General features: G+C 70.9%; 9 protein-coding genes. 4 read left to right on the top strand and 5 right to left on the bottom strand.

The window, feature by feature from the left end; all coding sequences use genetic code 11:
* Positions 1-6 precede the first annotated feature (6 nt).
* On the bottom strand, positions 7-2,541 hold the full coding sequence (locus ACFWY9_RS02025; RefSeq protein WP_378337936.1) for an AAA family ATPase: 2,535 nt from the start codon (positions 2,539-2,541) through the stop codon (positions 7-9).
* A gap of 112 nt (positions 2,542-2,653) precedes the next feature.
* The gene (locus tag ACFWY9_RS02020; RefSeq protein WP_378328411.1) at positions 2,654-5,344 is read right to left on the bottom strand and encodes an AAA family ATPase; all 2,691 of its coding nucleotides are present in this window, start codon (positions 5,342-5,344) and stop codon (positions 2,654-2,656) included.
* 172 nt (positions 5,345-5,516) lie between these two features.
* Between ACFWY9_RS02020 and ACFWY9_RS02015 the strand changes: the two genes are divergently transcribed.
* From ACFWY9_RS02015 to ACFWY9_RS02000, 4 genes are all read left to right on the top strand, one after another.
* Entirely contained in the window at positions 5,517-6,377 is an 861-nt protein-coding gene (locus ACFWY9_RS02015) for a LysR family transcriptional regulator (protein ID WP_378328412.1), read from the top strand.
* A 100-nt stretch (positions 6,378-6,477) separates the two neighbouring features.
* Positions 6,478-7,023, top strand: a complete 546-nt coding sequence (locus tag ACFWY9_RS02010) for a MarR family winged helix-turn-helix transcriptional regulator (RefSeq protein ID WP_378328413.1) — start codon at positions 6,478-6,480, stop codon at positions 7,021-7,023.
* A 116-nt stretch (positions 7,024-7,139) separates the two neighbouring features.
* Complete coding sequence (locus ACFWY9_RS02005; RefSeq protein ID WP_378337935.1) at positions 7,140-7,571, top strand: hypothetical protein; 432 nt, start codon at positions 7,140-7,142, stop codon at positions 7,569-7,571.
* Positions 7,568-9,058, top strand: coding sequence for an FAD-dependent monooxygenase (locus ACFWY9_RS02000; RefSeq protein ID WP_378337934.1), 1,491 nt, complete (start codon positions 7,568-7,570; stop codon positions 9,056-9,058). Before ACFWY9_RS02005 ends, ACFWY9_RS02000 begins: the two co-directional genes overlap by 4 nt.
* Positions 9,059-9,234: 176 nt before the next feature.
* On the opposite strand, the gene ACFWY9_RS01995 is transcribed toward ACFWY9_RS02000, so the two are convergent.
* Genes ACFWY9_RS01995 through ACFWY9_RS01985 form a run of 3 tightly spaced genes read right to left on the bottom strand, consistent with a single transcriptional unit; the run spans position 9,235 to position 11,604 of the window.
* Positions 9,235-10,527, bottom strand: a complete 1,293-nt coding sequence (locus ACFWY9_RS01995) for a YeeE/YedE family protein (protein ID WP_378328416.1) — start codon at positions 10,525-10,527, stop codon at positions 9,235-9,237.
* Positions 10,528-10,568: 41 nt separating this feature from the next.
* Positions 10,569-10,952, bottom strand: coding sequence for a thioredoxin family protein (locus ACFWY9_RS01990; protein WP_378328417.1), 384 nt, complete (start codon positions 10,950-10,952; stop codon positions 10,569-10,571).
* Between the two features lie 40 nt (positions 10,953-10,992).
* Positions 10,993-11,604: an ATP/GTP-binding protein gene (locus ACFWY9_RS01985; protein ID WP_378328418.1), complete on the bottom strand. Its 612-nt coding sequence runs from the start codon at positions 11,602-11,604 to the stop codon at positions 10,993-10,995.
* Positions 11,605-11,617 lie beyond the last annotated feature (13 nt).

Raw genomic sequence — 11,617 nt, 5'->3', positions numbered from 1 at the left:
CGAGCTTCACGCGCCGAGCGGTTGCGGCCGCCCGCCGAGATCGGACGTGGCCAGCCCGTGCCGCGTCCGGCAACCCGCCTTGGCGAACAGCCTGGTGAGGTGTTTCGCCACGGTTTTCTCACTCATCCGCACCGCGATCGCGATCTGGCGGTTCGTCCGGCCGAGGCGGATCAGCTCGATGATCCGCAGTTCCGTCTCCGACAGGTCCTCGCGGCGGTCACGCTGTTCGGCCACCACGCCCCCGCTGCCCTGGAGCGATCGCTTGGCCCGCGCGGTCAGCCTCGCCGCGCCGATCGACTGCGCGATCTCGAAGGCCTCGGTCAGCCACGGCGCCGGTTCGGCGGCCGTGCTGCCGACCAGCTGGCAGGCCAGCGCCAGCTCGAACCGGTTGCCGCCGCCGCGCGCGAAACGTTCGGCCGCCCGCGCCCTGGCGCCGTCGCCGTCGACCAGTCCTCGCACGTAGGACACGGTTTCCAGCGCTTCGGGGCCGGTATCGCGCGAGTACGTCCGCTCGACCTCGGTGAGGACCCGGCGGGCCTGCAACGGTTTGCCCGCCTCCACCGCGATCGTCGCCATCCTGCGCAGGAGCAGTCCGGTACCGGGGCCGCCCCGGCGAGCGCGCAGGCCTGCCCGCAGTGCCCCCGCGCTGTCGCCCGCGTTGTGCCGGGCCCCCGCGTCCACCCAGGAACGCAGCACCGGGAAGGCACACTCTCCGGCGGGCACGGACTCCAGCCAGGCCGCCGCGCGCTGGTCCTCGCCACGCCACGCGCACATCTCCGCGGCGTGCAGGCGGGCGCTCTGACGGGCGAGCGCGTCGGCATGCGGATCGAGTTCGAGTTCCCGCGCCGCGCTCAGTGCCGCCGTCCAGTCGCCGTCGGCGTACCCGGTGAGCACCCGGTGGTACGCGGCGAGCGGGCCGTCGGCCGGGGTACCGAAGTCCGCGCCGAGCACCGAAGCGAGCACCGGGACCAGATCGCGCAGGGCGAAGGCGTGTTCGAGACCGCGGGTCCGGCGTTCGATCGTCGGCAGGACCGGCGAATGCCGCAACGGTGCGAAGGCGGTCTCGACGTCGCCGATGGTCAACTCCGCCTGCGCGCCCGCGAACCACCGGTCGCAGAACCCGATCGCGGCGGGGACCTCCCCGTCGGCGGTCACCGCGGCCCGGACGGACGCGGGGATCGGGCGTCCGGAATGGAGCGCCGCCAGCGCGGCCGCCGCCGCGAGGTCCGCCGAGTCCAGTTCGCCCGCGGGCACCTGGCCGACGAAACGCGCCAGCCCCGCGTAGTCCGCCGTGCGGACGAAGTGGCGGATGAGTTCGACCGCCGCGCGGGAGCGGTGTTCACCATCCTCGGCGTGCCACCAGGCCGCGTACCGCCGTCCGGTGTCCGATGTCCCGTCGCGGAGGTTCCCGGCCAGATCCGGCCGCCGCGGGAACGTCGTGCCCGCCGCGGCGAGATGCCGGGCGAGGACGAACGGGCGCTCGCCGTCGGATTCGAGCAGGTGGCCGACGATCGCCTGGTGCAGTGTTTCGCTCGCCGGGCCCGGCACGGCGGCGCGCAGCGCCGGGCAGCGGACGCTCAGCCGCCCCTCGGCGTCGGCGCCGAGCACCCCGGCCCGGACCAGCCGGTCGGCCGCACGCCCGTAGTCCAGTGTCGAACGTCCCGTCGCAGCTGCCAGCAACGGGATCTCGTCGACGCCGAAGTCGGTGTCCCCGGCGAGGCGCACCAGCTCGCGACCGAGGGGGCCGCAGTCCGCCAGCTCGACGAGCAGCCGGTGCCCCGGCGGCAACGCGACGGGCTCCTCCGGATCACGCAGGCACACGTGACCGTGCACCGTGGCCAGCCGATCGCGCAGCCGCAGATCGGCCACTGTGGACACGATGGTGCCGGGATTGCCATACAGCGCACCGAGACCGTCGCGAACGGCTTGGCGGAGGGTGTCGTCGACCGGCAGTCCGGCCGCCTGCCGGAGCACGGCGTCGGAGTCCTCTTCGGACAGTGCGCCCAGTTCGAGCACCAGGTCGGCCGCCTCGCCGAGCTCGGTGTCGTCGGCACACGCCGCGATCACCAGGCTTCCCGCGTGGCGGGCCGCGGCCAGGGCGATGGCGGGCTGGGCGAGGCGGTCCGCGTCGTCGACGACCACGGCGACCGCGCCCAGCCTGCGGAACACCGTGCCGAGCGTGGTGGCCAGCCGCGACCTCTCCCAGGCGGACTCGTAGGCCTGTTCGGTGCACAGGCGGCTCAGCGCCTCGATCGCGTCGGCGAGCCGCGAACGACCACCGAGGTCCTCGAAGCGCTCGCGGATCGCGTCGAGGACGACGCGGACGCCGTAGCGGTCCCATGCCGGGTGATGCGCCGCGCCGGACATCTCGAGGACGAAGATCCCGCGGTGGATCAGCTCGATGGACGCCTGCGCCAGCACGGCACTCCGCCCGCTGCCCGGCTCACCGCGCAGCACGGCCAGCGCCCGGCCGTCTGCCGCCGACCGGAGCGCGGCCAGCTCGTCCCGCCTGCCCACGAGTCCCGTGCGCTGCCGTCCCATCCCGATGTTCCTCCCCGGTACCCCAAGGCCAGTGGTTCCGCACCGGCGTGGACCGGCCGGTGCCGGGAACCGAGCATCCCGACGCTCACTTCACGACTTCTCTATCCGGTCTCTATCCGGCGCCACCTCTCACGACCAGCGGGGAACCGCCGTCGCGCATCGCCGCCGACAACTCGATCCGGGACCGGTACCCGGTACGCGCGAACAAGCGGCTGAGCCGGTTCTCCACGCTCTTCTCACTGACGCGCAGCGCCATCGAAAGTTGCCTGTTGGTCAGCCCGTCGGCGACGAGGACGGCCAGCAGGTGCTCGCTCTCGGCCGCCGTGCGCGTGCGCCCCGGCACGACGATCCCGTGCTCCCGCATGAGGTTGCGCGACCACGACCGGTGCAGCAGGGCGCCGAACCCGCCGAAGATCTCGTAGGCCGAGCTCAGCAGCGCCGGATCACCGGCACCGTGCCGGACCAGCTTTTCGTACACCGTGGCCGTTTCGAACGGCTGGTCGCGACGGCGCACCATGGCGAGACATTCCTCCGCGTTCGCGCCGTCACCGTCCACAAGGGAGCGAATGAGCGCGGCGTGCGTCAGCACGCGGGACGTCGGCATGGTCCCGGCGAGTTCTTCGATCGCGGCAAGGCACCGCTTGGCCTCGTCCGGGTCGCCGGCCTGGAGCGCGAGGTCGGCCAGTTCGGACCAGCAGAGATCGAGGCCGACGGCAAGCCCCCGCCCGGCGGCGGTCCGCTCGCACTCGTGGAGCTTGGCCATGGCGCCCTCGCTCTCGCCGAGCGCCCACTGGATCCGCGCCTCGGCGATGTCGAGCAGATGTCCCAGCCGCGGACCCGACTCCCGCGCGGCCGTCAGCGTTTCCCGCGCCGCGGTCAGCTTTCCCTGTGCCACCAGCACGGTGATGATCGTCAGCTGCGTCGCGGAGTACCCGATGTGGTAGCCGCGGCCGGCGCTGCGCGTCCGATCCCGGCGGGCCAGGTCGACGGCCCGCTCGACCTCGCCACGCATCGCGGCGAGCGCGGCGCGATCGCCCAGCGGCAGGTTTTCGAGATCCTCGCCGGCGAGCAGCTTCTCGGCGCCGGCGGAGTCACCGATGACCAGCAGGGCCGACGCCTGTGCCGTCACCCGCTCGGCCCGGTGGCGGCGCACGGCGCGCGGCGCAACGCCTTCGGGAGCGGGGAGGTCGCGTTCGGACAGTTTCTCGAACAGGTCACTGTGGCCGGTCCACAGCGCCGCGAACGCCTCGAGCAGCGACCCGTGGAGAACGGTCGTGGCGCTTCCGCCGCGCCAGCGTTCCCCGGCTTCCGCGAGCACGTCGCGCACTTCGCCCCAGCGGTCCAGCATGCCCAGCGCCAGCGCCCTGGTCACCGGGCGCTGGGAGGGATCGTCCTGCCAGCCGCGCCAGGATTCGGCGATCTTGCGCAGCGTTTCGTCGTCCCCGACGCTCTTCAGCGCGCGCACCGCCATCACCTGGACCGCCTGTGCCACGTCCGGCGCGAGCTGATCGGCGAAATTGGTCAGCAGGAGCTGCGCGCCACGGAGGCTGCGCTCGTGCCGGCCGCGGGAATGGCAGATCTCGGTGTGCGCGAGCAGGGCCGTCACCCGTTGCGCCGGGTTCTCCGCGAGTTCGATCGCCGCGCCGAGCCAGCGCGACGCCCGCGACGGCAGGCGGTCGCCGACCTCGGCCGACCGCTCCAGCAGCGCGTCGAAGGCGAGGCCGGGGTCGATCAGCCGTCCGGCGTCCGCGACCAGGTCGGCGAGGTAGTCCGGATCATCGCACCGCGCCGCCCCCGTCCACACCGCGGTGACGGCCTTGGCCGAGAGGCGGCGGCGTTCGAAAGGGCCCATGGCGGCGGTGAGCGCGGTGGCGAGGACCGGCACCGGAATCCGCCACGAACGTCCGTTCCGGCCTCGGTGCAGGACGCCCTCGCGCCGCAGGTCGTCCAGCAGTGCCACGACCTCGGCCTCGTCCGTCTCGAGAACCTCGGCGACCAGTCGCGGGACGGCCTCGCCGAGCGGCGCGAGCACGGACACCGCGGTCGCGGTGGCCACGGCCTTCGGGTGCAGACCGCGCAGCAGCCGGAGGAATTCGTTGTCCGGCGGGCATTCCACCGGCCGGGAAGCCGGTGCGAGGTAGGCCGTGTCGCCGATCAGGCGAACGGCACCGCTACGCCGCAGCATCTCGATCGCGTCGCGGACCGCCGCCGGGATCCCCCGGGAAAGCTCACCGATCCTCGCGACCAGCTCGTCGTCCGGCTTCGCCCGCGTGGCCACCGCGAGTTTCCTGGCGATCTCCTCCGGCGTCATCGGCCGGAGACGGACCGGGCACGCGAGTGCGTCGCCGCGCAGCTCCCGCAGCCAGTCCCGATGCTCGGCGGGCATCGGCGTGCGGATCGCGCCCACGCAGGTCACGGCGGACCCGGCCAGCCTGCGCACCAGCGCGCCGAGGACGGCGCGGGAATCCCGGTCGATCCATTGCGCGTCGTCGATCAGCAACGCGGCCTCGCCACCACCGCGCAGCAACACGGTGGCGGCCGCGGCGGCGGCCCGGCGCGCGATCTCCGGGGACCGGTGTGCGCCCGCGACGGGCCCGAGCGGCATGAAGCCCGCGTCGGAGCCGGGCAGGCGTACCGGCACCGCGTCGCCGTCGCGGGTGAAGCGGATCGCCGACACCCGTGTCCCTCGCCGGGACAGCTCCTCGCCGAGCTCACCCAGCACCGTCGTCCGGCCGATGCCGGTCGGTCCCGTGATCGGGACGAACGGCCGGCCCGCGGCGAGAGCGGTGAGTACGGCGTCCACGCCCGTATCATGCGGTGCCGGCGACGGCCGGAGTGCTCGCTGACCGGGATCGGGGACTTTCGGAGGGTGAGTAATGCCCAAACGACTTACCGCTATGATCGCCGCGCCTGGCGGGCCTTCGGCGAGCTGTGTGGTTCGCCAGGACGCGCCCATCGAGCGATAGCATCGCTCGATGGAGCTGAGGCAGGTCGAGCACTTCCTCGCCGTCGTGCGGAACGGAAGCTTCACCGCCGCCGCGCAGGAGGTCCACGTCGTCCAGTCGGCACTGAGCGCGTCGATCCGCAAGCTCGAAGCGGAACTGGGCACACCGCTGTTCGAACGCACCACGCGCCGGGTGACACTGACCGAAGCGGGCAGGGCACTGCTGCCGGTCGCGCACCGGATCATCGCCGACGTCGTCGCGGCGCGGGGCGAGGTCGCTGCCGTCACCGGGCTGTCCCAGGGCCGGGTGTCGATCGGCACCATCCAGACGCTGACCGTCGTGGACCTGCCCGCCAAACTCGGCGAGTTCCGGTCGCGCTATCCCGGCGTCCGCATCCACGTCCGGGAAAGCCTCGTCCCCGAACTGGCCACCGCGGTCGCCAGCGGCGAACTCGATCTGTCCTATGTGGCCGGTGACGGACCGCTGCCGGACGGACTGCACGGATTCGCGCGGTGGAACCAGAACCTGGTCCTGCTGTGTCACCCGGGACACCGGCTGGCGCGCCGTCGCCGCGTCCGGCTCACCGAGCTGGACGGCGAGCCGTTCGTCGATTTCAGCGGCAGTGGGCTGCAGACCATGATCGCCCGCAAGCTCACCGAAGCGGGCGTCCGGCACAACCGGGTCTGCGAGGCCACCCATATGCCGCTGCTGGTCGACCTCGTGGCGGCGGGCCTCGGCAGCACCATCGTGCCCGAACCGGTCGCCGAAAGGTCCGGCCTGCCGTTCGCCCGCTTCGATCCGGTTCTCGACAGGGCCATCCACCTGACCGGCCGGGGGCCGGAACTCACCAACCCGGCCGCCAGGGCGCTCCTGACACACCTGCTGTCCTGACGGATGATCCACAAAGGACAGTAGCCACCCGCACCTCCGCCTCGCCCGGCGAAAGCCTCGGAATCCGGTCCCGGCACCACCGCGCTGCTAGCATCCGGACGTGACTTCCCCCGCCCCCGGCCACGACTACGTCGACGAGATGGTCGCCGCGCTGACCGGTTTCCACGCTCCGTCCACACTGGAGTCCAAGGCACTGGCCTACCGGCTGCGCCGGGTGGCCCACCGGCTGGAGATCGAGATCAAGCGCGAGCTGTCACCCCACGACATCGAGCTGTGGGAGCTGGAGCTGCTCGCCTGCCTCAGCAGGGCGCGGCCAGCCCAGCGGCTGTCCGCGGGGCAGCTGATGACCCAGCTGCAGCTGACGTCGGGCGCGGTGACGAACCGGGTGAACCGCCTGGAGCGCAAGGGCTGGGTGACCAGGGAGCCCGATCCCGGCGATCGCCGCTCGGTGGTCGTGACGCTGACCGCCGACGGCGCGAAACGGGCGGCTCACGTGTTCGGCACCAAGACCGAGGCCGAGGGCGCGTTGCTCGCGGCGCTCTCCCCCGCCCGGCGGCGCAGGCTCAACGACGATCTGCGCACCCTGCTCATCTCCCTCGAAGACCCCGACGGCACCAGTAAAACCACCCGGCGCCCCCAGCCCTGACCGCGACCGCGATGCCGTCAAGGCCACCTTGCGGGCGTCAGACGCCCATAAGGTGGCCTTGACGGCACGTCCCGCCGTCTTGACGTGACCCATGAACGTTCATTATCTTAACGTTCATGCATTCCGGATCCTCGCAGCCGAAGGCGCGCCGGGAGCGCTGGGGGAAGGCCGCGATCTTCGCCGGCCTGACGGCCGCACTTCCGTCGGTCTGGCAGACCGTCACCCACGTCACCGACGAGACCTACCGGGCACCCGAAGCACGGCACGGCGAAGGCCACGTCCAGTACCACATGGCGCGCGAAGCGCTGATCACCGCCGGAGCCCTCGGGACCGTCGTCGTCGCGACGGCGGCAGGTTCCCGGCGAGGGCGAGCGCTGTGGCGCTGCCTGGCGTTGTCCACCGCGGGCTTCACCACCGCGATGTGGTCCGGCGGCCCGGTCACCGGCGTCTGGGCGCCGAACCGCAAGGCACTGCTCATCCACGTCGGTTCCACCACCGGCCTCGCACTCGGCACGTGGCTTCTCCGCCCGCGCAAGGAGAACTCGTGAACGCCGACGTCGTCGTGGTGGGCGGCGGGCCGGTCGGCCTGCTCACCGCGGCACTCCTGCACTCCGCCGGGATCCCGGTGCGCGTGTTCGAGCGCGACGCCGGGCCGAGCGAGTACTCGAAGGCCATCACCATGCAGCCGCGCACGCTGGAGACGTTCGCCTCGGTGCGGTCCGATGGCGGGAAACGGCTCGTGGATCTCGTGCTGCCACTGGGCAGGCAGGTGCCGCGGACGCATTTCGCCACGCTGCCGAATCTCCTTGAACTCGGGGCTTTCGAAACCGCTTACCCCTTCGTGCTGTTCATTCCCCAGGCCGACACCGAACGCGTGCTCGCCCGGCACCTCGCCGCGCAAGGCGTTCCGGTGGAATACGGCCGCGAGGTCACCTCGTTCACCCAGGACGCCGAGCGCGTGCTGGTGACCGTCGGCGGGGAAACCGTCGAAACGCGATACCTCGTCGGCGCGGACGGGGCGCACAGCACCGTCCGGAAAGTGGCAGGCATCGGCTTTCCCGGCACCGAGCCGACGTCGGCGGGATTCGTCGGCGACGTCGAACTGGCGGCACCCCCGGAGCACGATTTCCATCTGTGGAGCCACGAAACCGGCTCGGTCAGCATCATCCGCACGCCGTCCGGACATCGCCTCTTCGGCATGGAACCGGGCGACGCCGGGCTCACCGGGCAGGAGGTGCGCGCACGACGAGACCGTCCACTCGGGACAGAAGAACTCCGGGCGACGCTCATCCGCATCGCCGGAACCGATTTCGGGCTGCGCTCGTCGTCCTGGCTGTCGCGGAGCACGGACTCGACCCGGTACGCCGACCGCTTCCGCGCCGGCCGGGTGTTCCTGGTGGGTGACGCCGCACACGTGCATCTGCCCGCGGGCGGGCAGGGCCTGAACGTGGGATTCCAGGACGCGGCCAATCTGAGCTGGAAGCTCGCCGCCGAAATCGACGGCTGGGCGCCGTCGCTGATCGTCGACGGCCCGGCGAGCTATCCGGCCGAACGCCTGCCCATCGCGGAGAAACTGGGCGAGAACACGCTGGCGCAGTCGGCGATCATGACGACGTTCACCCCCGCCGGGGCCGCGCTGCGGGCGATGACCACCGAACTGATCGCGAAGGCACCCGGCCTGTCGGCCGAACTGGCGGGCTGGGTAAGCGGCCTCAAGGTGCGGTACGCCGTCGCCGGGGACGCGCATCCCCTCGACGGCCTGCCCGCGCCGGCTCTGCTGGTGGACGGGGAAAACCTGCTGCACCGCCTGGAGATCGGCCGGTACCTGCTCGCCGATTTCACCCCGGACGGCCAGCTCGCCGCCTTGGCGTCGCCACGAGTCACGGTGGCGCGGGCCGAGCGCCGCCCCGGGGTAGCCGCCGCACTGATCCGGCCCGACGGCTACGTCGCCCGCGCCTGGCCCGAGCCCGACGTCGCGGACATCGCGAAGACCGTCGGCCAGTGGGCCAACCACCGCTACCGCGTGGCCTCCTGACCCAGCCCAGACCGCCGTCCCGTCCCCGATCTCCCGTGATCAGCGGCGCAACTCACGAGTGCGCTCTCCAATCACGTGAGTGCGCTCTCCAATCACGCGAGTGCGCTCTCCAATCACGTGTGTGCGCTCTCTGATCACGCGAGTTACGCGGAAGGGCGGGGCGTGGGTCGTTGCTTTCAGCAGATGCCGTCGCTCGATCGGGGGGTGTGCAGCCCGAACAGCGGGCGCAGCCGCACGCCGAACCAGGTACCGGCGAGAGCGCAGACAGCCCACACCCAGCCGTGCAGGCTGCCGACGGAGATCCCGGCGAGGTAGGCGCCGATGTTGCACCCGCCCGCGAGCTGCGCGCCCACTCCCATCAACAGTCCGCCCAGCAACGAGGCCGCCACCAGCCGCCACGGGACTGCCGTGTAGAGCTTCCAGGCGCCTGCCATCGCCGACGCGAGCGCGGCGCCGATCATGATGCCGAAGTTCGTCAGGCTGGTCTTGTCCGTCAGCAACGGCGCTGCCAGCGATCGTCCTTTGTTCGCCGGTGACCAGTACTCCCACTGCTCGGGGTGGTTCCCGAACGTCTGCAGTATTTTGGCTCCCCACAACGGAAAAGCGCCCGTCAGCCCCCAGGTTCCGCCCGACACCAGGAAGACGGCGCCCGCGAGCAGGCCGAGGACGATCGCGCCAGCCTGCATCGGCCACGCCCCTCGGTAGATCCGCGCGAGGCCGTGTGCGGTGGCGACCGGTTGGACCGGCGGCGGGTTGCGACGTCGCTGCACGATCCGGGTGACGAGCACCCCGGCCAGCAGGATCGCCATCGTGATCAGCCAGGCCCCGAGCCACCCGGTGTGTTCGGCCAGCAGTACTCCGGGAAAACTCGGCAACCGCCGCGCGAACGGATCCAACCAGGATCCCGCGGTGGCGCCGGTGAGGAATCCCGCGAGCGTCAGCGCGACCGTCGCCTGTCCGGAGCCCACCGCGAACAATGTTCCTGACGCACACGAGCCGGCGAGCTGCATGCCGACCCCGAACAGCATGGCGCCGAGTACCAGCGAAACGCCGAGCGGGTAGGTGGCCGGCGTGGGTTTCGCCCCGAACAGCCCGGCACCCGAAGCGGCGATCAGCATGACCGCCGAGGCCGCCGTTCCCAAGAGGAGCGCTTGCGCGCGGACGCCCTGGCCGTTCCCCACCGCCATCAGTTGCTGAAAACCCGCCGCGAACCCGAATCGGGAGTGGAACAGAGCTACCCCCAGGAGTATCCCGATGAGGAGGTAGACGCCGAACTTCGTACCGTATTCCAGCCAGACGAAACCGGTTCCCGCCAATCCGATCCCGCCGGCGATCGCGAGCGGGAACCGGCGCACCGGAGCCTGAGGATCAGGTGCGGGCGGAGCGCAGTTCGTCGGCGAGGTGAGCAACGCGCTCTTGACGGCGACCCCTGATCGAAAGACCGGAATGTTCCGTGTTGCTTGAGTCATGATGGTGTCCAAACACGATTTTCCAGCGGTCGCCGGAACGGTCATTCCTGATCCGACCCGGCGGCGATCACCCTGCGGATCTCTTCGACATCGAGCGCCCTCACCTGCTGGATCACGTCATCGAGCGCCGCCGCGCTCAATGCTCCCTCGTAGGCGAACACCAGCGCCCCCGCCCGCAGCACGGCGATCTTCGGCACCGACTGCACATCGAAGGCGGCGCCGAGTTCCGGATGGACGTCGATGTCCACGGCGGCGAACGCCGCGTCCGCGTTCTTCGCCGCCGTCTCGGCGAAAATGGGGTCGAAATTGCGACACGGCCCGCACCAGCCTGTCCGGAGGTCGAGGACCACCGTGTCGTTCGACTCCAGCAGCTTGTCGAACGATTCCGGGTCGACAATGAAAACCTCGCGATCAGTGCCCTTCATCTGCCCTGCTCCTCTCCGCCGGCGCGAGCACCGCCGGCCATCACGCTATCGACGGTTCGGCGGCGTGATCGACCTTGGCCATCACGTATTCGATCAGTCCGAGCAGCGTGTCCTTGACTTCGTCACGTGTTCTGGCGTCACAACGGAAGATCGGGATCGCCGGGTCGATGGCCATAGCACGGCGGACGTGTTCGAGAGGATGGTGGAGAATCCCGTCGAAGGTGTTCACCCCGATGACGTACGGAATGTTCCGGTTCTCGAAGAAATCGACCGAAGTGAACGAATCCGCGAGCCGCCTGGTGTCCGCGAGCACCACCGCACCGATGGTCCCGCGCACCAGGTTGTCCCACATGAACCAGAACCGCTCCTGGCCGGGTGTGCCGAAAAGGTAGAGCAGCAGATCGTCACCCAGCGCGACGCGGCCGAAATCCATGGCCACCGTTGTCGATCCCTTGTACGGAATCCGTCCGGTGTCGTCGAACTTGTCGCTCATCACGGTCATCACCGCTTCCGTGGTGAGTGGCTGGATGTCGGAAACCGCTCCGACGAACGTCGTCTTCCCCACCCCGAACCCGCCGGCCACGACGATCTTCGCCGACGTGACGGACCTGTTCGGCACCTTGGTGAAGGAACCGCTGCGAGGCGTGCTCATCCGAACTCCCTTC

The organism is Amycolatopsis sp. NPDC059027 (assembly GCF_042739735.1).
GTDB lineage: Bacteria > Actinomycetota > Actinomycetes > Mycobacteriales > Pseudonocardiaceae > Amycolatopsis.
Note: the sequence above shows the minus strand (reverse complement) of the source record. Positions and strands in the feature narration are given on the sequence as shown.